The 24,534-nt window shown below is 41.0% G+C and carries 21 protein-coding genes; 1 reads left to right on the top strand and 20 read right to left on the bottom strand.

Features of this window, described 5'->3' with window-relative positions:
* Positions 1–91 precede the first annotated feature (91 nt).
* The 20 genes from ABOA58_RS11395 to ABOA58_RS11300 form a co-directional block, all read right to left on the bottom strand.
* The gene (locus ABOA58_RS11395) at positions 92–1,597 is read right to left on the bottom strand and encodes a nitrate/nitrite transporter (RefSeq protein WP_350302378.1); all 1,506 of its coding nucleotides are present in this window, start codon (positions 1,595–1,597) and stop codon (positions 92–94) included.
* On the bottom strand, positions 1,590–1,877 hold the full coding sequence (locus ABOA58_RS11390) for a hypothetical protein (protein WP_350302377.1): 288 nt from the start codon (positions 1,875–1,877) through the stop codon (positions 1,590–1,592). Before ABOA58_RS11390 ends, ABOA58_RS11395 begins: the two co-directional genes overlap by 8 nt.
* Positions 1,864–2,175: a hypothetical protein gene (locus ABOA58_RS11385; RefSeq protein ID WP_350302376.1), complete on the bottom strand. Its 312-nt coding sequence runs from the start codon at positions 2,173–2,175 to the stop codon at positions 1,864–1,866. The genes ABOA58_RS11390 and ABOA58_RS11385 overlap by 14 nt, the downstream gene beginning before the upstream one ends.
* A 186-nt stretch (positions 2,176–2,361) precedes the next feature.
* The gene (locus ABOA58_RS11380; RefSeq protein WP_251539171.1) at positions 2,362–2,889 is read right to left on the bottom strand and encodes a Rieske (2Fe-2S) protein; all 528 of its coding nucleotides are present in this window, start codon (positions 2,887–2,889) and stop codon (positions 2,362–2,364) included.
* An 11-nt stretch (positions 2,890–2,900) separates the two neighbouring features.
* Positions 2,901–3,461: a 4Fe-4S dicluster domain-containing protein gene (locus ABOA58_RS11375; protein WP_096338634.1), complete on the bottom strand. Its 561-nt coding sequence runs from the start codon at positions 3,459–3,461 to the stop codon at positions 2,901–2,903.
* On the bottom strand, positions 3,462–5,630 hold the full coding sequence (locus tag ABOA58_RS11370; RefSeq protein ID WP_350302375.1) for a molybdopterin oxidoreductase family protein: 2,169 nt from the start codon (positions 5,628–5,630) through the stop codon (positions 3,462–3,464).
* On the bottom strand, positions 5,617–6,699 hold the full coding sequence (locus ABOA58_RS11365) for a hypothetical protein (protein ID WP_350302374.1): 1,083 nt from the start codon (positions 6,697–6,699) through the stop codon (positions 5,617–5,619). Before ABOA58_RS11365 ends, ABOA58_RS11370 begins: the two co-directional genes overlap by 14 nt.
* 786 nt (positions 6,700–7,485) lie before the next feature.
* Positions 7,486–8,481, bottom strand: a complete 996-nt coding sequence (locus ABOA58_RS11360) for a biotin-dependent carboxyltransferase family protein (protein ID WP_350302373.1) — start codon at positions 8,479–8,481, stop codon at positions 7,486–7,488.
* Positions 8,478–9,236, bottom strand: a complete 759-nt coding sequence (gene pxpB / locus ABOA58_RS11355) for a 5-oxoprolinase subunit PxpB (RefSeq protein WP_350302372.1) — start codon at positions 9,234–9,236, stop codon at positions 8,478–8,480. Before pxpB ends, ABOA58_RS11360 begins: the two co-directional genes overlap by 4 nt.
* A 22-nt stretch (positions 9,237–9,258) precedes the next feature.
* Positions 9,259–10,050 carry a putative hydro-lyase gene (locus tag ABOA58_RS11350; protein WP_350302371.1) on the bottom strand — a complete coding sequence of 264 codons (792 nt, stop codon included), beginning with the start codon at positions 10,048–10,050 and terminating at the stop codon, positions 9,259–9,261.
* A gap of 89 nt (positions 10,051–10,139) precedes the next feature.
* A complete protein-coding gene (locus ABOA58_RS11345) occupies positions 10,140–11,279 on the bottom strand; it encodes an NRAMP family divalent metal transporter (RefSeq protein WP_350302852.1) in 1,140 nt (379 codons plus the stop codon).
* 120 nt (positions 11,280–11,399) lie between these two features.
* The gene (gene pxpA, locus ABOA58_RS11340) at positions 11,400–12,158 is read right to left on the bottom strand and encodes a 5-oxoprolinase subunit PxpA (RefSeq protein WP_350302370.1); all 759 of its coding nucleotides are present in this window, start codon (positions 12,156–12,158) and stop codon (positions 11,400–11,402) included.
* A gap of 254 nt (positions 12,159–12,412) precedes the next feature.
* Complete coding sequence (gene solA / locus ABOA58_RS11335) at positions 12,413–13,552, bottom strand: N-methyl-L-tryptophan oxidase (RefSeq protein ID WP_350302369.1); 1,140 nt, start codon at positions 13,550–13,552, stop codon at positions 12,413–12,415.
* A gap of 94 nt (positions 13,553–13,646) precedes the next feature.
* Entirely contained in the window at positions 13,647–15,206 is a 1,560-nt protein-coding gene (hutH, locus tag ABOA58_RS11330; protein ID WP_350302368.1) for a histidine ammonia-lyase, read from the bottom strand.
* Between the two features lie 82 nt (positions 15,207–15,288).
* Positions 15,289–16,674: an MFS transporter gene (locus ABOA58_RS11325; RefSeq protein WP_350302367.1), complete on the bottom strand. Its 1,386-nt coding sequence runs from the start codon at positions 16,672–16,674 to the stop codon at positions 15,289–15,291.
* Positions 16,675–16,885: 211 nt separating this feature from the next.
* Positions 16,886–17,038, bottom strand: a complete 153-nt coding sequence (locus ABOA58_RS11320) for a hypothetical protein (protein ID WP_350302366.1) — start codon at positions 17,036–17,038, stop codon at positions 16,886–16,888.
* A 227-nt stretch (positions 17,039–17,265) separates the two neighbouring features.
* Positions 17,266–18,564, bottom strand: a complete 1,299-nt coding sequence (gene hutI / locus ABOA58_RS11315) for an imidazolonepropionase (RefSeq protein ID WP_350302365.1) — start codon at positions 18,562–18,564, stop codon at positions 17,266–17,268.
* Positions 18,561–20,237: a urocanate hydratase gene (gene hutU, locus ABOA58_RS11310; RefSeq protein WP_350302364.1), complete on the bottom strand. Its 1,677-nt coding sequence runs from the start codon at positions 20,235–20,237 to the stop codon at positions 18,561–18,563. The genes hutI and hutU overlap by 4 nt, the downstream gene beginning before the upstream one ends.
* Before the next feature lie 195 nt (positions 20,238–20,432).
* Complete coding sequence (locus ABOA58_RS11305; RefSeq protein ID WP_350302363.1) at positions 20,433–21,902, bottom strand: helix-turn-helix transcriptional regulator; 1,470 nt, start codon at positions 21,900–21,902, stop codon at positions 20,433–20,435.
* A 279-nt stretch (positions 21,903–22,181) separates the two neighbouring features.
* Positions 22,182–23,501 carry an MFS transporter gene (locus ABOA58_RS11300; RefSeq protein WP_350302362.1) on the bottom strand — a complete coding sequence of 440 codons (1,320 nt, stop codon included), beginning with the start codon at positions 23,499–23,501 and terminating at the stop codon, positions 22,182–22,184.
* A 354-nt stretch (positions 23,502–23,855) separates the two neighbouring features.
* Between ABOA58_RS11300 and ABOA58_RS11295 the strand changes: the two genes are divergently transcribed.
* On the top strand, positions 23,856–24,461 hold the full coding sequence (locus ABOA58_RS11295; RefSeq protein ID WP_137024496.1) for a TetR/AcrR family transcriptional regulator: 606 nt from the start codon (positions 23,856–23,858) through the stop codon (positions 24,459–24,461).
* Positions 24,462–24,534: the final 73 nt, after the last annotated feature.

The following is a 24,534-nucleotide window of genomic DNA, read 5'->3' as shown; positions in this document are numbered from 1 at the left end:
CTTTCCCACCAGAGACCTAGCATTAGAACTTCTTGTTCTTGAAAACTACATTCAGCCTTCAAATCCAATAATTTCATGCGCGCAGTTCATTTTATGCTTTCTTCACTCTATGACTTGAAATGTCACTAAACATTCCGGCATATTGAACAACATCCCCAGCATCATTCTTTATTGCACTAATTGTCAGCCATTGTAGATATTGCTGTCCATCCTTTCGGCTATTCAAGATTTCACCTTGCCAGAAACCATTTTTTTCAATAGATTTCCACATATCCTCATAAAAAGTTTGAGGCTGTTTACCTGACTTAAGTATACTAGGATTCTTTCCAATTACTTCATTTTCCTGATAGCCAGTAATCCTTGTAAACGAAGGGTTTACTGAAATGATTTTACCATTGGTATCGGTGATCAAAATGCCTTCTATTGTATTGTCAATCACTTCTTTGGCAAGGCCCATTTTACCTTGGAAATACATCCAGACTACTAAAATCAAACTTGCAAGGGCAACTTCTGACAATGCCATGAACCCGATTGCATAATGTCCTGTGATATTGAATAACAAGGATAGAATTAACGGCGGGAAAAATCCTCCCAAACCTCCCATTGCGGACACAATTCCATTCACAATACCGGCCTGCTTTTGGAAATACATCGGCACCAGTTTAAAAATAACACCATTTCCCATTCCAGCACAGAGAGCAATACTTAAACAGCCAAATGTGTACCAGCCAATTGATGGAGCAAAGGATAGGATCATTGCTGAAATCGTATAAATTCCAAAAACAAACATGAGCAGAATAAGAGAATGGAAGCGGTCGGCAAGCCACCCGCCAATAGGTCTCATAAGAGTGGCAAGAACAATAAAGCCTGCTGTCCTTACACCTGCATCAACTTTATCCAATCCAAAGTTCGCTACAAGAAAGTTTGGCAGATAAATAGTAAATGCAACAAAAGAACCGAATGTTATAAAGTAAAATAAGCTTAGCAGCCATAGTTTTTCATTTTTGTAGACACCCTTAATTTGTTCTAAAAGCGGTGTCTTTACTCTCAGTTCCTTTTTATCCCCTAATAGGAAGTTACCTGCGATAAATACCGCCAAAATCACAAGATAAAGCTGTACGGTTGTTGACCAGCCAAACTTCGTAGCTACAACAGGTGCTGCAAATGCTGATATAGCCGTTCCGAGGTTTCCTGCACCGTAAATTCCGTTTATAAAGCCATGGCGTTCCTTAGGGTAGTACTTCGGTAAAGAGGTTACTCCAACAGAGAATACAGCTCCCCCAATACCAAGAAATAGCCCTCCAATCAACAAATCAGCAAGAGAATCCGCAATACTGATATAATAAACAGGGAATAACAGCGATATAAAGCTAATCAGGAAAATTTTCCTGGCCCCGAACTGATTGGCGTAAAAGCCAAGGGGAATGCGAAGAATAGATCCTAAAATAACAGGAACAGCTGTTACCAGTGCAAGCTGACCATCCTGTATTGCGATATCTTCTTTAATAAAAGGCAGCAGGGACGAAATTAATACCCACACCATAAATCCTACAACGAGGTTTAAGGTTTGTAATGGAAGCTGAATTTTTCTAAACATCCTGACCACTCTCTCTTCTAATTACATATTGTAATCTCGCATTTTCGTCAAAAGCTGACCACTCATTTTCATTTTTAGTCACATTGGATATCAACGGGACAGCGAAAAAATTTATGTCATCAAAGTAAATACGCAGATGTGTCATGTCAGGACAAAGCTTCACCTTAACAATCGTTTTAGAAACGAAAGGAGCTTTACCCTGGCCATCATCATCTAAGATGGCTACACTTGCTTTTTCCAATATTAATGGTTGTATATCTTCTATTTTAATGTGTTCCACAGGTATTGCATCCTCTCTTTGCCGTGTAAACATTCATTTGAAAACCCTGCAAATATTCCCAGAATGTATCTTCTGCATGATTCTCGATAAATTCAATTGTTTCCACTACAGACTCCCAATTGCTCATTCCCTTTACTTCGGCAACTACAATATCGGCCCCATCTATTGACTTTTCATCTAAATACCAGTTAAGACGGACATCTTTAAAAAGGCCTGAAAGGAGCTTATCGATTTCAGCAGCAAAATTTCCAGATGCTTCTTTTACAAAACAAAAATCAAAGTATGTTTCACTGTTCATTTGATTCACGCCTTTTCGTATTTGGTTTTTTTATATGTAAAAAACGCTAAGGGAAACACAACAATGTTCAATCCACCAAATATTAGTACATTTATATAATTTTCATAATAAAATTGGTGAACCATAAATTGGGTAAATACTATATTCATCATCAAGAAGGCACAAAGCAACGCGACACCGATGTACTTAAACTTCATAACGCTTCACCCTTACAGCGTATACTGCGCCATTTTCAACTTTCACTTGAATTTCAGGCAGGGGCCTCCTTGGCGGTCCGGCAGTTGGAGCACCTGTTTCAACATCAAATTTCCCATGATGGCAAGGACAGATCATTTCACCTTCTTCTTTCACCCAAAATACCGGGCAACGAAGATGTGTGCATGCATTTTGATATGCTACATATTTCGTTTCAGACAATCTGATCAAAATGGCATCATCATGATCCCCTGGAAATTTAAACTCCACTGCGTCACCAATTGCAAGTCCGCTTACATCGGTAATTTTTTTGTGAGGATACTCCTTTTCCCCAAGTCCCATCAATTCTTTAGCCGCAATCGCTCCCCAAGGAAGGGAGGAAATCGCGAATACTCCTGCAGCTCCCACTAATGTTTTCATGAACCCTCGTCTGTCGAGCTTTCTTTCATTATCCCGTTCAATATTATGGGTGTAATTATCTTCATTAAAGGGGATTTTATTATTTTTATCCGACGGCATATAAATCCCTCCTAAAATAGCTTTTCAATTCCCTGTAAAATACCAGGCAGATTTACCTTAACGTTCGTTTCACTTTCAAGATAAGGCAGGCTAGTCACCCATTTTCCATTATCTAGATTAAATTGTTTTTTTCTATTTCCAATTTCCTCATCGGTGAGCCACTGAAGTGTATTGGATGGACAAACACTTGCACACATTGGCGGGATACCGTTTTTTGTCCGGTCGATACATAAATCGCATTTGTACATTAAGTTTTGTTCAGTGTCAAATTTTGGTATGCCATATGGACAAGCAATCGTACAGTTTTGGCAGCCAATACATTTTTCAACGAGAGCTGATAAGACGGCCCCTGTCTCATGTATTTGGATTGCCTGGGCAGGACAGCTTCTTGCACAGGCCGGATTCACACAATGGAGGCACATAAGAGGCATCGTCTGCCGATTGACCAGAGGGTTTACATCATAAACGTAGTTCCTGTTCCGCTCTTCATGCCCTCCGCATTGTGTACAAGCAGCAAGGCATGACCGGCATCCTATGCAGTTTTCAAGTTCTAAGTAGAGCCTCTTTTTCATTTATTGCACCTTCTTTATTTCGACTTTTTCCAATTGAGCCGCACAGACCTTAAACTCCGGCATACGGGACATTGGGTCAAGTGCTGCGATGGTTAATAGGTTGATAGATTGCTCGTGCCCAAAGTGGTATGGAACAAATACAGTGTCCTCACGAATTGCTTCTGTAATTTTCACTTTATAGATTGCCTCGCCTCTTCGGGTGTACAGGCGGACGTTATCCTCATGATCCATATTGTATTTTTTTGCCGTTTCCGGATGTACTTCGACGTATGGCTCCGGGCACATATCACGCAGGAACTGGATTCTTCTCGTCTGGTTTCCAGATAAGTAGTGGTAAACGACACGCCCGGTTGTTAAACGAAGTGGATATTTTTCATCTGGCTCCTCAGCAGGGGGACGGTAAGGAAGCGCACAAATTTTCGCTTTGCCGTCTGCGTGATAGAATTTCTTATCCAGGAACATATGCGGCGTTCCCATATCATTTTCATCCTTACAAGGCCAAAATACTCCGTCCTGTTTGTCGATTTTATCCCATGAAGCACCATAATAATCGGCATATCCTCCTTTACTAGCCAGTCTGAATTCATCAGCTATATCTTTTGCTGTTTTCAAATGGGAAAAGTATTTTCCTCTTCCAAGACGTTCTGCAAGTTCTACTTGTATTTGCCAATCGGGCTTAGATTCACCGATTGGTTCTTGTGCCTTATTTATCTTAATAATTCTTCCTTCAAGGTTTGTAACTGTTCCTTCATCTTCTGACCACGTTACAGATGGCAGGATCACATCCGCGAACTCTGCTGATTCAGAAAGATAGAAATCCGAACACAACATAAAATCAAGATTTTTCATCGCACTTCTGACGAAATTCAGATTCGGCGCAGATACTGCAGGATTAGAACATAGCAGATACAATCCGCGAATCGTTTTTTGTTCCATCAATTCAAACATTTCATATGCAGAAACACCCGGCTGGGGCATTTCTTCCGGAGTGATTTTCCATACTTTACAAACTTCTGCTACATGTTCAGGGTTTGTAATTTTACGGTATCCTGGCAATAAATCGGCTTTCTGGCCATGCTCCCGTCCCCCTTGTCCGTTTCCTTGACCAGTGAATGTCGCTACACCAGACTTGGGCCGTCCGATTTTACCTGTCACAAGCGCCAAGTTTGTATATCCAGATACATTGTCAACACCCTTTTGCTGCTGTTCGATTCCACGTGCAAACATCACAACTGCATTCGGTGATTTCCCATAAATCTCTGCTGCGCGAATAATTTTTTCCGGTGCCACACCTGTAAGCTCACTCGTATATTCCGGTGTAAATTCTCGTACAAGCTCTTTTGTTTCTTCAAACCCGTTTGTATGATTATTAATAAACCCTTCATCCGCATAACCATTTTGAATTAATAAATTTAAGATTCCATTAGCAAGGGCAAGATCGGTTCCCGGTTTCAGGTCAAGGTGCACATCTGCTCTTCTCGCAATAGGAGTTTCACGGGGATCTGCCACGATAATGTATCCTCCTCTTTCTTGAACGTTCCAGACTCGGAACATAGAAGTCGGATGACATTCTGCTGTGTTGCTACCTGCAATAAATAAGCAATCCGTTTCATGAATATCAGTCCAGGGTAATGTTGAACCTCTATCAACTCCAAAAGAACGAAGGAATCCCCCGGCTGCACTCGACATGCAAAATCGGCCATTATAATCAATGTAGCGAGTTCCAAGAGCAACACGTGCAAATTTCCCTGTTAAATAGCATTTTTCATTTGTCATTGATACCCCGCTGAAAACGGATAATGAATCTTTTCCATATTTACCTTGAAGTTCCCTGAACTTATTTGCGATTAAATCATACGCCTCATTCCAGCTTGCTTCACGGAAACCTTCCTTTGTTCCCTTTAATGATGCATCATCACGAATAAGCGGTTTTAAAATACGATCATCATGATTCGTCTGCTGGTAAGCTGTAACCCCTTTTGGACACATTTTCCCAACGGTTACAGGCCAGTCATAACGGGGTTCAACCCCAATGATTTTATTCGTCGCAACATTTACCCTTAAATTCATTCCGCACTGCATTCCGCAATAAGCACAATGGGTTTTGACCAATGTTTCATTCGGGTGTATCACATTACTTTCTGCTTTAAAAAACTTATCCTTTTGCATCCTGGTTTGCCTCCTTAACTTTTACATCATGGATGGGGAACCCGGAAAATTGGGCAATCCTGTATTTTCTTCGACAAGGTAGGCACATTTCAGCGAGATGGTGGCCTTCTTTCGCTTGAAATTCTATATCATTCCTGCCGAGAACCTCTATGACATCTTTTGATTGTTCTGTTGAAACAAACTCATTACCGCATACTTTGCATCCTTTCATGGATTGTTCCGCATAATGCTCTCTGTAGTTTCTTGCAAATACACTCAATGGGCGGAAAGGTATGTGCGCAAGTTTTCCGAACGGAAGATAAATCAATGTAATGATGACTGACCATTGGTGTATCAGGGACATGGCTGGCTGTCCTGCACCATGCATAAAAATGTTCATGAAGGTTAGTCCCAGTCCTGTACCGCTGACCAATAACAGCATGAATAATGGAAGGAAGTCATACATGAATTGTTGCTCTGCCCTTGCCTGCATATTTTTCAAACGGCGATAAAGGGCCATGCATACACCGGAAATGACCATCACTGCTGTAATGTTCAGTGCGTTATATGATAACGTCGCAATAAGCCCATCAGCTGGCACTGTCATTACCTGGATCCCCATAGCGATGATGTTGTAGTAACCGTTGTCGTCCATTGTGAAGTACATCCATCCAAATACTAGAGGAAAGGTCACGAAGCAGGAAAGTATGCAGCCCCAGCCCATTAGAACGTGCTGAGTCCATCGGTAAATCCCCCTGTTCCAGATGAAATTGTATGTTGCTAAATGTTCAACTGTTGTTTTGGGCGTTGATCTTCTTAAGAGAATTTTGATTCCTTTTTTTATAAAAACCTTTGTTGGCGGCCTTTCTCCCCATGCGATAAATCTGTAAAAGAAACCCCCAATAAAAATAAACGTCCCCACCATATAGCCATAAAGGTTTAAATCCACATGTGTAAACATTCTCGTACCTATAAACGATAAGAATACAAGTCCGCAAACTGCTAGAAACATAGACTTGGCAAAATGTGATGCAAAAGCATCATCAATCGATTTTCCTGTTTTTTGATTTACGGCGACTTTTGCCTGCATTATTATTCCTCCTCATTACAAACAATTACCATACCTTTATTGTAAGATCTTGCCTGATTGTTCGATATCGGGGAACTTCCCCATCCTATTGGAAAAATCCCCTTAACTTTTGAAAATAAACAAAAATTAAGATGCCAGAATGTTGATTACTTCGAATTTCATCATACCGATTTCCTCACTTCTTTATTGGGAATGATGTAATAATGTAAATAAGTACGCATGAGGATGTTAGGTTTCAATATTTCAAGATTTTTTTGGAGAAAAAAATGCATCTCAACTTCTCCTCCCTTTCGAATTGCAAAACGGGTCCAGCAAAAAAAGCCATCTTTTAAAGACAGCATTGGATAAAGGGTAGAAAGGAAACGTCTTTATCATGTACTTTGTTTAATGAAACAAAAAAGAAAGCACTCTTTAGGAGTACTTTCAGTTTGCAGACAAAAGGGGGGCGGAATTAAAAAATTCCGAACCACTTTTAAACTTCCCTTTTAAAACAAAAAAGACTGTAGGCAAAAGGAGTTCTATCCAATTTTTTAAACATAGTTGATTGGAGCGGGTGTGCGAGACTCCTGCGGGAATATCGAGTCCTAGGGAGACCCCACAGGCGCAAGTGCGCCGAGGAGGCTCCCGGACCGCCCGCGGAAGGCGAGTGCCCTACGTTCCAATCAACGTCAAATTTGTACAAGCAAAAAAAAATGTAGACAAACTCGATTTCCATCGAGTTTGTCTACAGCCTGAAAGCACTCATTAAGAGTACTTTCTCATCGTTTGCGTTTTTTATCGAAGCAATTATATATCCAGCCATTTGTTCAGGGCCAAGGAAATCGAAACTTGCAATTCCTTCAATTGCCGTTCTTTTTGAAGGAAAAGCCGCTCAGCTTCCTTTAAGTTCACCCTTGAGAACTGTATGGATTCCCCTGGTTTAACCTGAGCGATACTTGGTAAATCTGCCGTAATCACCTGAGCTATCTTAGGATACCCCCCCGTTGTTTGGCTATCCGCAAGGAGAATGATTGGATTTCCATCAGGAGGAACCTGAACGGACCCATTTGTGACCGCTTCAGATAATAACTCCCCATTATCCTTTAATTTCAGTGTAGGGCCCGATAATCTATATCCCATGCGGTCGGATTGATTGGAAACTTTAAAGGCACCCGCTACAAAACTATCTTTACTGTAATCTGTGAAATATTCATATTGGCTTCCATCGATGAACCGGATGAGAGCTTTTCCTCCTGGCATGAACTCCTTCTCATTGACAAACCACTTTGGGAAGGAAAATGAACCTTTGAACGTCCGATCACCAAGATTTTTCGAAGGTTCATTAAACTCCAAGACATCGTCAGCCTTTAATGCCCTCCCCATATAGCCGCCAATCCCAGCCCTTAGATATGTGCTTTTACTGGCCATGACTTCAGGAATAGCAAAGCCTCCCGCTACAGTTAAGTAAGCCCTGCAACCTGATTTACACCCTGCAAATCGAAGCATCGATCCATTTTTCACAAGAATGGGCCTCCACATCGGTACAGCATGATTATCGATTGTAGGTGATAAGTTTCCACCCGTTATCGAAATCAGGCAATTTTTCTCGACTTTAATGGTCGGCCCCATTAATGTAATTTCCAAGGCCGCTTCTCCTTCTTCATTGCCAACCAGCATATTGGCAATTCGTAACGAATGTGCATCCATCGCCCCGCTTACAATCACCCCATGTTGCTGGAATCCTTTTCTTCCAAGATCCTGTATACTGGTCAATATTCCCGGTTTGATTACGCGCAGGCTCACTGTATCTCCTCCTTAGTAATCATTTCTTTATATTCTTGATCCGTAATCGGATGGAACTTCACAATGTCCCCTGCTTGTAATAGACTTGGAGGATTTACATTTGGTAAAAATAGTTTGGTTGGCGTTTGTCCGATCAATTGCCATCCACCAGGCGTTGATATAGGATATACACCCGTTTGCTTACCGGCGATCCCTACCGCCCCTGCCGGAATGGTCATTCGGGGAGAGGAACGCCTAGGTGTCGCGATGTTCCCTGACAGTCCGCCAAGAAACGGGAAACCCGGTGCGAACCCGATCATATAAGCCAAATATTCCCCGGTTGAATGAATATGAATGACTTCATCAGTGGTCAAATCATTATAGCGGGCAACATATTCCAAATCGGGTCCATATTCCTTCCCATAGCACACGGGAATGGTAACCGTTCGATGTATGAGTTTCTTATCTTCTTGTAAATCCTGTAATTTCATTTCCAAGATGGAACGGACCACATCAAAGGGAGAAATGGTTTCACTACCATTGCTTTTATTTTGATCCTTATAAATAACGAGTGGATTATAAAAAACCGTCAAATTGATATAAGCCGGTACACATTCTATAAACCCTGCAAAAGGTTCATTCTCCAGCAAATCCTTTAACAATTTTATTTTCTTGTGAACGCTGTATTCCATTCCATTCCCGAATGTTATCACGATTGCGGAATCGCCCAATGGAGAAAGTGTACATGCAGTTTTTTTCAAAAGCTTTTCCGGCATAGGAATCATCTCTTTCTGTACGTTATAAAACTCCTAATTTTTCATCACGAATGTCCGTTATGAACATATATCCAGGTGCATGCGTGATCATGATCTCCGGTTTAGTCTCCATAGCAATGGATTGAGGTGTCACACCACATGCCCAAAAGACCGGGACTTCCCCTTCACGAATCGTTACTGGATCACCAAAATCCGGTTGCTGAATGCTGGAAACACCGATCGCTTCAGGGTCACCAATATGGATCGGAGCGCCATGAACGGCAGGAAACCGCGATGTCACTTGAGTTGCCCTCACAACATCCTTTTGTGGAATCGGCCTCATGCTAGCCACCATTTTCCCATGAAAAATCCCTGCTTCAATACAAGGGATATCGGTTTTATACATAGGTACATTGCATCCCTCTTCAATATGACGAATCGATATATCATTATTCAATAAGGCGTGTTCGAATGTAAAACTGCACCCGATTAAAAATCCAACCATATCGTCTTCCCAGTAGTTTGAGATATCCGTTACTTCTTCCACTAATTCTCCATATTTATATACCCTATATTTAGGAATATCGGTGCGTATATCCCCCGTATTTGCTGCAAATGCGGGAATGGGTGAACCAATTTCCGTAACGTCCAGCAATGGACAGGATTTAGGGTTACGCTGACAGAACAATAAGAAATCAAAAGCATGCTCTTTTTTTAAGATGGCTAAGTTCGCTTGTGCATAACCGTTAGCCATGCCAGCGGTCGGTTTTATCAATTCGTTGTTTCGAATCATTGAACGCAACTTAGCCGGGGTAGCTTGAGAAAGGTCGATCATTAGTATTCATCTCCTATTAAGAACTGCAGCCAGTCACAAACTGGCACGCCACTTCCACCTTTATTAATTGGGTTTACATTGATTAATCATTAAAAAAGTGCGGGCAGTTGTTTCATTAATGTATATACGCCCATTAACGCCATGATGACTACCACGAATACACCGGAAATCGTTAACCATAAAGGATGCTTATAATCACCCACGATGTTTTTCCTATATGCGGCAATCAGCAATGTTCCAAGAGCAATTGGTAAGATGAGTCCATTAATGGCCCCAACTACAAGCAGTACTTTAACCGGTTGACCAATCAATAGAAAGCATATGGTCGATACGGCTATAAAGCCAATGATTATCCAGTTAGCCTTATTATTTATCTTTTCGCTGAAAGTTCTGATAAATGAAACCGAAGTATATGCAGCTCCTACAACCGATGTGATAGCTGCTGCCCACATGACAATACCGAAGATTTTATATCCTATATCACCCGCAGCGAGTTGAAAAACGGATGCTGCAGGGTTATCCGGATTAATTTGTAAACCTTTCGATACAACACCCAGTACTGCTAGAAATAACGCAACACGCATGACCGTCGTTATCAGGATCCCCATTACCGAGCTCTTCGTGACCTGTGGTAATGAGTCAACGCCCTTCACGCCTGCATCCAATAGACGATGGCCTCCCGCAAAAGTAATATAGCCGCCTACAGATCCACCCACTAATGTAACGATCGCGATAATGTCGATTTTATCAGGCACAAAGGTCTTCACTACCGCTTCCCCTACAGGAGGAGAGGTTGTCCAAGCAACGTAAATCATCAAACAAATCATGAAAAATCCGGCGATTTGCGTAAAACGGTCCATCGCTTTTCCTGCTTCTTTCACTACAAAAATCAGTACGGCGATGACTGCACTTATTGCCGCCCCGGCTGTTGGAGATATTCCCGTCATTGCATTAAGACCTAATCCAGCTCCTGCTATATTTCCAATATTAAATGCCAGCCCGCCCATGACGATCAGAGCTGCCAGTACATAACCCAGCCCAGGAAGGACCATGTTTGCAATTTCCTGACCGCGTTTTTCGGATACAGCAATAATGCGCCATACATTTGTTTGGGCAAATATATCAAGAATGACCGAAATAAGAATAACGAAACCGAAACTTGCCGCAAGACTTTGGGTATAGACGGTTGTTTGCATTAAAAAGCCAGGTCCTATTGCCGAAGTTGCCATTAGGAATGCCGCACCTAACAATAAAGTGCGGTTCGTTTTTGGCTTAGTCGGATTCTTTTTCTGTGCTGTTGTATTTTTGAATGGCTCCAATGGAATCTGCCTCCTGATTGTTTATTTTTTTCAAGTAAAGGACTTGACTGTTATTTCAGATAATTGTAATGATTCCTTAACATGCCGTGCAAAGGATAAAGCATGTACCCCGTCCCCGTGAATACAAATGGTATCTGCTTTTAAAGCCACATCTGAGCCTTGCTGAGACAGTACTTTCCCTTCCTTCACCATGCGAATGACTTGGGCAACGGCATCATCATCGTTTTCGATCAATGCGTCCTTTTCCAATCGGGAAGTCAATGAACCATCATGTTGGTAGGTTCGATCGGCAAATACTTCACTCCCGGTTTGCAATCCGATAGCCTGTCCGGCACGTATCAATTCACTGCCTGACAAACCAAATAAGATAAGCTCAGGATTCACTTTATATACCGCTTCGGCAATGGCCATGGATAACTCTTTGTTCTTTGCGGCCATATTGTATAAAGCCCCATGCGGTTTCACATGCTGCATACTTCCGCCTTCGGATTGCAGAAAGCCATTCAATGCACCAATTTGATAGACGACAATATCATAAGCTTCCTGTGGTGAAATATTCATATTGCGTCTGCCAAATCCTATTAAATCCTGTAAACCTGGGTGGGCTCCGATTTTGACATCTTTCCCTAAAGCAAGCTGAACCGTTTTTCTCATGACTGTCGGATCACCAGCGTGGAATCCACAAGCTACATTGACAGATGTTACATAATCCAAAATCTCTTGATCATTACCAATCCTATAAGCGCCAAAACTTTCTCCTAAATCACAATTCAAATCAACCGTGTTCATACTACCCTCTCCTTTATTAACGGAAATTTCAGTAAATAAAAATATGTAGTTACTCTTTCAATCACTCAAATGTGTTAGGTCCGAAATTCGGAATTAGAGTTTCATATTTCGGAATATTCTCATTCTAGCATATATTAATTATTTCGACAATATTTTGTTAGGTAACCTAACATTTACTGTTTAATGCTAAAAAGCCGTTGTTTCCTTTGAAAGGAAGCAACGGCAATGATTACAGCACTAAAATCAGGAGTATATTATGACAATGAATTTTTAAATCGATTAATAGAAAACAATGAAATATCTTCCTTGCTAGTTCCGGAGATAATCAAGTCACTCAATATTTCTCCCATGACACTGCTGAATTTAAAACCATGTCCAGAGAAACCTGCCGCTATGGCAATGTGTGGATAATAAGGATGTTTATCCACTATAAAATGCTCATCAGGGGTCATGGTGTAGATGCAAGTTTTCCCATATTTCAATTTTTGATCAGCAGGCATATATTTCCGCAAAAACTTCACCAAATCTCCCTCATCTTCATCCAATTCACCAAAACCTTCAATACAGCCATCAGGATTTATACGGGTTCCCCCATCATGTCTCCCTACTTTCATTCCAGAACCATTTATACTAGGAAAGCCATAGTATGTACCAACTGAAGTATCAAAAGAAAAAGCCGGAAAATCATTATGATTATATAATCTTTCATTTGCATGAAACCAGGCAAATGTTTTTCTGATGGGTTCCAGCGGCAGATTTAAATCTAACATCGCCAATATTTTCGGTGCCCACGCCCCAACTGCAACCACTAAAGATTCTGAGTGGAATGTCTGTTCATCCGTTTTAATCGTGACCCCATCCCCATGAACAACTATCTTCTTCACTTCACTGTTTACCCTGATGTCGGCACCATGAGATTTCGCAAGTTGCTGATACGCTCTTAAGCACTCTTCACTTTTCAATACGCCCGAAGTCGATTCATAGCATCCAATGTAGTCTTCCGGCAGTCTTATCCCAGGCCATCTATCATGAATTTCATGGTAATCCAAGATTTTCATAGGTAACCCATATTCGTTTGAACCCGCTATCACTTGCTTAATGAAAGTGGAATTTTCGCTACCAGCATTCAGGACCCCCGTTGGAAGAAATAATTGTTTCCCCGAATTTCTTTCCAACTCACCCCATAGCTCTTGGGATTTAAGTGCCAAAGAAATATACTCCCTGCCTTCACCATAAGCATGTCTAATAATTCTTGTTTCCCCGTGATGGCTGCCCTTATTATGAGGAGGAGCAAAGGAATCCAATAATAATACTTTTTGTCCATTTTTTGATAGATAATAACCTGAAGACATTCCCATAGTTCCTGCTCCAATTACAATTACATCATAATGCATCTTTCATCCCTCCTCCTTTAAATATGATCCTTCATTTTAAAAAAAGGAAGCCATTTTACCTTATTTAATAAAGTAAAACAGCTTCCACATAGTTTTAGAACTCTATTTCCCCGATTGACGTTTCAACGAACTTCACTATTTCCCCTTCATGAATTTGCCTATATATCGCTTCAATGTCAGGATGGAAAAAGCGGTCTTCTTCAACCATCGGGACTTCGCTCCGAACTAAATGATATACCCCCTCCGTAACCGGTGACGGTTTCAAGGGCAGATGAAAATCCATTGCTTGGGTTGCCGTCATCAGTTCAATGGCTAAAATATATTCAAGTTTCTTCGAAATCCGATAGGCTTTCTTCGCAGCGAAATAGGCAAAACTTATCACGTCTTCTTGATTTGCGCAGGTAGGGATATTATCTATTGTGGCTGGATGCGAGAGCACCCTGATTTCATTCAATAGTCCGGCGGCTGTATATTGCGGAATCATGTAGCCACTATTTAAACCTGGATTAACCACTAAGAAATTAGGTAATTCACTAAGGTGATGGTTTACAAGCCGATCTATTCTGCGTTCTGTTATTTTTGCTAAGTTTGCTAACGCGATGGAAATCGCATCCGTATAAATCCCAACAAATGAACCATCGAAATTTCCCGCCATCAGGGCAATTCCATCTTCCCCTTCCGGAAAAATCAGAGGATTGTCACTTACAGAGTTCATTTCATTCTCGATCGAAACAGCAGCGTCCTTCAAAACTCTTTTTACGGCTCCATGGACTTGTGGAATGCATCGTAAGCTAAGTGCATCTTGTAATCTATGTTCCTTGTAAGTTTCAATGATTTGGCTGCCTTCAAGAATCCTTGTAACATTTCTGGCTGTCTTAGCCTGTTCCTCATGTTTTTTCAATGCGTGAGAACGGGGATCAAATGCTTTTATTGTACCTTTTAGCACTTCTAAAGACATAGCTCCCGTAATGTCGGCGGTTTTCGCGGCTTGCATACTATTGTATAAAGCCAGGACAGCCATCGCAGTAACGGAAGTAGTCCCGCTTATAAGTGCCAATCCTTCTTTAGCACCTAACGTAACAGGTGCTAAACCAGCTTTCTCTAAAGCTTCCCTGCCAGGTATGAGCTCATCCTGATACCATGCCTTTCCCTCACCAATCACCACTAAGGCCATGTGAGCTTCAGGAGAAAGATACCCCACTGACCCATCACCTGGAACATAGGGAAGTATATCGTGATTTAACAGTGAAGCGATAAGCTTTAAAACTTGTAAACGGACCCCTGAATACCCTTGGCCTAAATTCACGAGGATCATCAATTGAATGGCTCTTACGACTTCTTTTTCAAGAGTTTCCCCAACAGAAACGGCATGTGAACGAACAATATTCCGTTGAAGGGTTTCGGCGTCCTTTGGAGAAATCACCTCCGTCATATTACTGCCAAAACCTGTCGTTACACCGTAAATCAATCTATTATCATCTAAAAACATGTCTATTAAGCTTCGTGATTTATCCACCCTTTCACAATATGCCTCAGTGAAAGTAACTTTTGCACCATATCTTGCAACCGCAATTACCTCTTCGATTGAGATGGCATCATCTCCTATTACAACCTCTTTAATATCCATAGGATGTAAACAATCGGTAGTTGTCATCCTTATACATCTCCTCTCGTATGACTGATCAAGAAGGAGAAAAATGTTTTGGTCCTTCTCATTTATTCGCTGGAAGTCAATCTTATGTTATTTTTTCATTTTCTGTAAAGGGAAGAGCGGTTCCCTTCGGAGAATTCTCCGCTTCTAGCAAAGGGTCACTTGCTTCATGTAATGAAAGATTCTTCGTTTCAGGTGCCCAGGCGATCGATACGATCAAGCCGACCAGCAGAATGGCTGCCATTCCTGCCATTGAGGCACTTAATCCAAATGAACTTAAAGAAACAGGCAGCAAAAATGTTCCAATTGCAGAACCAATCCGACTAATTGCCGTAACCATGCCTATTCCCGAGCCACGGATCTCAGTTGGAAAAAGCTCTGCCGGGTATACTAATGTAAGGTTCGATGCTGCTGACATGAAAAAAGTAAAGATCAAGAAGGCTAACAACATTAAGAATTGAGAACCATTGTGCAAGAAGCTGAGTGAAAACAATGAAACGGTAAGGATCGTGAAAGCCCCGATGGTAAATCCTCTACGAGAAAATTTTGCAAGCAGCCAAAGACCAACAATTGCCCCAACAAGCAAGAATAGATTTAACATTGTATCGGCAAAAAAGTTCTGTTCAAAACCCATTGTACTAAGTATGGAAGGCAGGAAAGTGTAAATTGCAAAGTACGGAATAACAAGAGTTAATTTGAATATTCCGCCAAAAGCCAAACGCTTACGAAGCCTTTTACTGAATAGTCCACGAAATCCCAGAGTCTTTTGTTTTTCTGTGCCAGTCGTCGTTTCTCCCATTTCAACGTTCGATCCAAGGTGTTTTTTTACAATCTGGCGAGCTTCTTCGACTCGCCCCATGCTGACAAGCCATCTTGGTGATTCAGGCGTTCCTATTCTTAAGATTAAAACCACAATAGCCGGAATGGCAGCGCTGACAAGCATCCAACGCCATGAGTCTGAACCAGCTTGTCCCAGGTAATGACCAACAAAGTTTGATGCTACATATCCAAGCGTCCATACTACGTTTATAGACGCGAGGAGAGAGGAGCGATACTTTTTAGGTGAAAACTCGGCAAGCAAAGTCGTACCGACAGCGTAATCTCCTCCAAGTCCAAATCCAATCAGCAACCGTAAAATAAAAAGCTGTTCTGGGCTGCTAACAAAAAATTGTAAAATAGTAGCTACCGTGATAAGTAAAAAGTTTACGAGAAAGATTTTCTGTCTGCCTACACGGTCAGAAAGTCTTCCAAGTATTAAAGATCCCGCAAACAGACCGATTAAAGCAGAGCTGCCGATCAGCCCTGTCCACATTGAATTCATATTCATTTGAGGCCCGAATACTGTCAGGGCCATCGCAATGATCCCTAAAGAATAGCCATCACAAAAGCTGGAACCGAATGTAAGTCCTGCAATTCGAAAATGAAACCTATTAAATGGGGCATCGTCAATAGTGAATTTTTGTACGTTCAAAGAATCCCCTCCACTTTTTGCTTTATAAGATATATCGATTCAAAAAACACTCTTCCTGTAAAACTCAGTAGTGACCCTGAAATTGAATGAATCGATTAAGCTTAATACTATAAAAAAATTCAGCAAAGAATATTATGAAATAATACTCTTTTTATAAACTATATCAAATCATACTACCTTTTAAATTTTATTTAATATATGAAAATATAGTTTAAGATTCGATCAATTGTATATCATTGAAATAAATGACTTCACTAAGTATTTTACAGCCTTCCATTACCTCGAATTTTTCCCTAGCTTCCTTTTCTGTGGTAAACTCAAACATTTTTATGCCATTTTTCGAATGGATAGTGATTATCCACATAAAATTCCCTCCACATGGAAGAATCATTTCCACGAATTCCTTAAAACACTTTCATTTAATTTCACTGTAAAGCAGTAAAGTGTTTAACGCTGAAAATGGGTAGGATGATAGATCATCATCCTACTATTCAGCACCATTACATTTGTTGTATACTTCCAAAAGCCCATTCCATCCCCTGAATTTTTCAGCGGATGGAATGGGTAGACATTGATTGAGAATATTGATTTTTAAAGGCCCGTAAGGCTTTTGGAATCAGACTTCACTTTATCATTCACAACTTGAACACCGTTTTTCCATACAGTCTTAACATGGTTAACCCCAAATAAATATTGCAATTCCTGATAGTTTTCAACATTCCATAAAACGACATCCGCTTGTTTTCCCACTTCAAGTGAACCTACCTTTTCTTGTCTGTTGATTGCACAAGCAGCATTGTATGTTGCCGCCGTAAGCGCTTCAGCAGGGGTCAGCCGCATCGAGATGCATGCCAGGTTCATGACAAGCGGCATGGAAGTCGTCGGCGAGGATCCGGGATTGCAATCGGTCGAAATGGCAACAGCTACACCTTCATCAACCATTCGGCGTCCTGGGGCCGCATCTTCTCTTAAATACAAAGCTGTGGCTGGAAGCAAGCAGGCAATTGTTCCTGACTTAGCCATGGCTTGAATTCCCTCTTCGGAAGCCTTTAATAAATGCTCAGCTGATATAGCCCCTATTTTGGCAGCTAGTTCCGCTCCCCCGTATGGCTCAATTTCATCAGCATGAATTTTAGGGATCAAGCCGTACTTTTTCCCCGCCTTTAAAATCCGCTCTGATTGTTCAGGGGTAAAAACCCCTTTTTCACAAAACACATCATTGAATTCAGCAAGCTTTTCTTCAGAGACGATTGGAAGCATATCATTAATCAGATGATCGACAAATTCATCCTCACGACCTTTATAATCCTTTGGAACCGCATGGGCTCCCATAAAAGTAGGAACTAAATCAATCGGATGCTCTTCCTGTAACTTCTTCATCACCCGCAACTGCTTCAATTCGGTTTCCAAATTCATTCCATAACCGCTTTTACCTTCTACAGTAGTCACGCCATGAGCGAGAAACGAATCAAGGCGGCGCTTGGTTTGTTCCATCAACTCTTCTTCACTTGCTTCCCTTGTCATGCGGGTGGTTGCATGAATGCCCCCACCTGCGTTCATGATGTCCATATATGTTGCACCTTCTAGACGCATTTCGAATTCACGCTCACGGCTTCCGCCATATACAACATGCGTATGGGGATCAACAAGGCCTGGTGTCACCAAATGGCCAGTAGCATCGAAAACTTCAGCTTCATGCATTCTATCAGCATAGAGTTTTTCCAATTCCTTGGTTGTACCGACAGCTTGAATCAACCCAGATTCGATCCATATACTTCCGTCCTCTATCAAACCAAGCTCCGACATTGCCTCTTTGGAACGCGGACCTTTCCTTTCAGATGTAAGGGTAGCAAGTTGAGCGGCATGTTTTATCCAAATTGGCTTTGTCATTGTTTATCAATTCCTTTATCAAGCATCGGGATATTAATACCTCTTTCACGGGCTGTTTCCTCTGCAAGTTCATATCCTGCATCAACATGACGCACTACGCCCATCCCAGGGTCCGTTGTCAGCACTCGCTCAATCCTGGCTGCTGCTTCTTCGGTGCCGTCAGCCAAAATTACCACGCCAGCATGCATTGAGTATCCCATTCCTACGCCACCGCCATGATGTACGGATACCCAAGTTGCGCCGCCCACTGCATTCACCATTGCATTTAAGATCGGCCAGTCAGCCACTACATCCGATCCATCCTTCATGGCTTCCGTTTCACGATTTGGAGAAGCGACAGAGCCTGAATCCAAATGGTCACGTCCAATTACTATCGGGGCTTTCAATTCACCGCTGGCAACCATATCATTAAGGATTTTACCAAAACGGGCGCGCTCCCCATAACCAAGCCAGCAAATGCGGGAAGGCAGACCTTGGAACTGAATTTTTTCTTGAGCCATTCTAATCCAGTTACATAAATGTTCATTATCCGCGAATTCGCGTAAAATTGCTTGGTCTGTTTTATAAATGTCTTCAGGATCACCAGATAAAGCGACCCAGCGGAATGGACCTTTTCCTTCACAAAATTGTGGACGGATATACGCTGGAACGAAGCCAGGGAAGTCAAAAGCATTCTCTACGCCTTCATCTTTCGCAACTTGACGGATGTTATTGCCATAATCGAACGTCACGGCTCCTTTTTCCATCATTTCAAGCATCGCGCTAACATGTTTCGCCATTGAAGCTTTAGAGAGTTTAATATACTCTTCTGGATTCGCATTTCGTAATTCTGCCGCCTCCGCCATTGACATACCTGAAGGTGTATATCCATTTAGCGGATCATGGGCCGAAGTCTGATCAGTCAAGACATCCGGAATGAAGTTCCTTGCGATCATTTCCGGAAGAATATCTGAAGCATTCCCAATCAAACCAATCGATAATGCTTTTCCTGCAAGTTTAGCTTCTTTGGCTAAACGAATGGCTTCATCCAAAGAATCCGTTTTCACATCGGTATAACGAGTCTCGATCCTCCGGTCAATTCTTGTCTCATCAACATCGATTCCGATACAGACCCCACCGTTCATCGTAACTGCCAGTGGCTGTGCCCCACCCATGCCGCCTAGACCTGCCGTAAGAGTGATGGTGCCTTTTAACGAGTTATTGAAATGTTGTTTTGCAAGCTCGGCAAATGTCTCGTATGTACCCTGTACGATTCCTTGAGAGCCAATATATATCCAGCTGCCAGCCGTCATTTGCCCATACATCATCAAGCCCTTTTTATCAAGTTCATGGAATGTTTCCCAGTTTGCATACGCCGGGACGATATTTGAATTGGCAATCAGGACACGGGGTGCATCGGTATGCGTTTTAAAAATTGCCACCGGTTTCCCTGATTGGACCAATAAAGTTTCATCATTTTCAAGCTCTTTTAGTGATTTGACGATTGCATCAAAGCATTCCCAGTTACGTGCTGCTTTCCCAATCCCTCCATATACAACCAAATCTTCAGGACGTTCAGCGACTTCAGGATCCAAATTATTCATCAGCATTCTAAGCACTGACTCTTGTTGCCAGCCTTTCGTATGCAAATCAGTACCTCTATAACGTATAACCTTGTTTGTAATCGTATTCATTTTCACTTTCCCCCTTGGTTTGTTATATTTTCATTCTATAAGAAAAATTCAGAATAATTCATTATAATTTAATGATATTTTTATAATTTAATTACACTTTTTGTAGTTATCTTTATTTTTTTATGAATAATTTCATTAATTACATTGTTATGAAATAAATAAAAAAGGACGATTCATTTATTGAATCGTCCTTTTTTATAATCCAGACCGATATGCTGATGGTGTACAAGCTTCAAGCAATTTGAACTTTGCATTGAAATAAGTTTGATGTGAATAGCCGGCCAATTGTGAGATTTCCTCCAATGATAAATCCGTTTCCTTTAATAAACGTTTAGCTTCCCTAATTCGAACTTGATGCAGCGTATTTCGAAAAGACTCGCCGGATTCAGCCGCAAAACGTCGGCTGAGTGTGCTTTTATTGATACGCAGAGTCTCTGCACAACTTGCTAGATTCCACTGGGCGTCCCAATAGTTGGACTCGATCAGCTCTCTTGCCTTTTCACTAATTGTGCGCGCACCTTCCTGTAATTGTCCATGATCCTGCAGAAGCATATGGGTCGTGAACGCATGCAGCTCTTTTACTATTTGATGAATGACGGGTTTATGTACAATTTGCTGAAATACATCATAGTATATTGCTTCTAAAGAGGCAGTTTGCAAGTTGTATGATTTCATATGCCTACGAATCTGCGCAAGTACGCTTGTAAGGCGGATACGAACGATTTCCGGGTCGGGGTATGGTCGTTCAAAGGTAAGGAATTCACGCTCAATCCAGTTCCTGATGGCTTTCGCATCCCGTCGTTCGAGCATTTCTATCCAAAGTCTTTGTTCAAGAGGCGTGAGGAACGGATCCATCTCTTGATGCGAAGTTTGTTGACTTTCGGCTAAAATGATATCATATCCATCGAAAAAGATTTGTCTCGTAAATTCACGTGTTTGCTGATACATCCTTTTTAAAGACTCATCTGAAGATGCCGCTTTTATAATGATGGCAAGGGGCTCATCCATTCTTTCTTTCCAGTGGGCAAGAAACGCTTGGTACTCTTCCTTATAAACTTCAACTTCCTTTGTTTCCTGGACACATAAAATAAAATCCGATAAAGCGAAGATTTGATTCTTCCCAGTAAAAGAATATCGTTGCAGTTCATCATAAACTAATGGAAGGGTCTTGTTATCAGGTGTCAAAAAAGCGACCATGGTTATTCGACTTTCATGCCTCCGGTCCGTCAAGAAGAAATCAGGATACCCAATATCCAGAGCATTCCCATCATCCATGGTGTTTGATGAGAGAAGATTTGGACCATTTCTCAATTGAAAACGCAATTGTTGGATATGTTTTACCAAATCCGCCGAAGAAAAAGGACGGAATAATACATCTTCAGCACGGAAACGTAAGGCTCGATAAGCCGTCTGAAAAATTCGCTCAGATGAAATCCCTAACCATCGAATTCCCCTTCGCTTTAACGAAACACCCATCGCCTCACTTTCATCCGTCCAAATATCCATATCCAAAATAACGAATTCCGGTTGCTGATTGCGGATGCCCTTTTCAAATTCTTCAATCGTTTTCCATAAGATCAGTCTAACTCCCGTTAGGTGGGACTCGACTATCCAACGAATTCCTTGAGCCTCAATCTCATCTTTTGCCACCAAATGAATTTCCACATCATCACCTCATTTCTGCTGATATTCCTGTAATGAAAATAAATATGAAGTCAGCAATTGAAAAGACTTGTATCTCATCTCCATTCTAATCCCGCCGAAAACTACAAACAAGTCTTATTGGGCAGAACCTGCGATTAAGGTTAAATTTTTGACATGCTCAGCCGTTATTTTTATCTGCTCGGGAAGTAGCCATATGAAATTACAAAAAGAAACATCATAGGAACTTTGTGATTTCCAATGATGTTTCTTTTCTTTTAATCTTCAATACATTTAGAACCTTTATAATCGATTAATATTTACTTCAACTTCTTTTACGACGTTTTCCGCTGAAGCATCTGTCAATTTTAATGATAATAGGGTGATGACTCCTATTACAAGTAATCCAGATAAAATAAACATACCTTGAGTAAATGCAACAGTTCCGAGAATCATCGGTCCTACAAAACCTCCTAAAGCCGCAATTGAATTGACGATGGCTATTCCAACTGGTGCAGTGGACTCAGTGAAGAAAAATGTCATATAGGCAAAGAAACATCCACTGAACCCGTATAAACCGAAAGATGTAATCGTTAACATAAGCACCATCATAAAAACACTATCTGAAAAGCCGCACCCGATAAATCCGACAACTGCTATCATGAGGCAAACGAGCAAATGTGATTTATGTGCATTGGTCCGATCTGAATTCCAGCCCACAAATATAACGGCAGGTATGCCGACTAACGATGGAATCATCGCTAACCAGCCTATTTCTAAATTGGTTGTTGCATTTTCCGATAAAGATTTAATGATGGTTGGCATCCAGAATGACAATCCATAGATAGATGTGTACCCCGCGAAATAAAATAGGGCCAGCTTCCAAATTTTCGCATCTTTCAGCATAGCAAGCTTTGTGACTTTATTTATTTTCGAGCTAACTTTTCTTTCCGCACTCAATTCCCCTTCTAACCAATCACTTTCTTCCTTAGATAACCATTTAGCGTTAGTCGGTCTATTAGTTAAATAGAAAACAACAACAACACCGATAATAATGGCCGGAATGCCTTCAAGGATGAACATCCACCTCCAGCCGGCCATACCGAACCAGGAAATATTGTCAAGAATCCACGTCGACACAGGCGCACCAATCAATCCGCCAATCGGTAAGGCTAAAAGCAGGACCGCTGTTGCCCGTCCTCTCTCGCGGGCCCTGAACCAATAAGTTAAATACAAAATTATACCAGGAAAAAACCCAGCTTCGGCAACACCTAATAAAAAACGGAGAATATATAAATGCATCGTTGTTTGCGCAAAACCTGTTAATATTACCACGAGTCCCCACGAAATCATTATGCGGGCAATCCATATCCGAGCTCCCACTTTATGCATGATCATGTTGCTGGGAACTTCAAAGAAGAAATAGCCTATAAAAAAAATGCCGGAAAGCAATCCAAAAACTTCAGCGGATAAGGCTAACTCTGCATTCATTTGTAAAGCAGCATAGCCTAAATTGACCCTGTCCAAGTAAGCAATGATATAAAGGAGCAAGATAAATGGAAGAATCCGTTTCATCGTTTTACTGATCGTTCTTTTCTCTATCTCACCACTGGAATGATTCATGATAATTCCCTCCCTTTTCTTGCTACTATTTCCCAAAAAATAATCCTTTTAACGCACACCACTTTTCCTGCTTCCCGATACTATGGTTCATTCCTAGGTCTTTAAGTTTATCCTGATACCCCCTCCTAATTCATCTACTTGAAAAACCTCCTAATTTAAACTGAAATAACCTCCCCCATACTTGATCTCAAAACTTTGTAAACGCTTTCTAAAAATGCTAAATGCGATTAAGAAAGCGTTGTGATTATTGATGATCTACGTTAGATTAAATAGACCACCAATCATTTAACTAGACTGTAGTCTGATATTAAACTATATAGGAATATTCTGTCAATTATCATTTGGAGGTTTTTTATGATCGAGCCTAGAAAGAAACAGCTTAGGGGAGAAAAGACTCGTGAAAAAATATTAAAAATATCTTTAAAGCTATTTAGCGAAAAAGGTTATGATAAAGTTACCGTTGACGAAATCGTGAAAAAAAGCGGCACATCAAAAGGGTCATTTTACCAACACTTTTCAGCGAAATCTGATATTTTTTTAGTGAGATTCATAGAGGTCGATGATTACTATCGTGAAGTCTTCCGTTCGTTCCCAGTCGATATGGACGCTACCGAGAAATTATTTATTTTCATACGCAAATTGATGCGTTTTCTGGAAGAAGAAATGGGCAAAGATTTAATGAAAGTGATTTACAGTTCTGCTTTAGATTCGAAAGAACATACTTACTTTTTAAATTCAAATCGTTCACTCTTCCTAATTATTCGTTCATTAATTGAAGAGGCGAAAGAACAAAACGACATTGGCACTGACCAATCAGTTAACGAAATTTCACAACTTATCACCCAAAGCCTAATGGGAATCATCTATCATTGGGGATTAAACAACTCTGAACAAAGCTTGGAATCACTATCCATACCGCTAACCAAAACAATCATTAACGGGCTGAAAACTAAGAACTAATACATAAATCAAAAGATTCATTTTCAAAGAATCTGACATTAATTCAATATTAACCCCAATCTCACTGAATGGT

It is taken from the genome of Peribacillus frigoritolerans (genome assembly GCF_040250305.1).
Lineage (GTDB): Bacteria > Bacillota > Bacilli > Bacillales > DSM-1321 > Peribacillus.
This window is presented reverse-complemented; position numbering and strand designations above follow the sequence as displayed.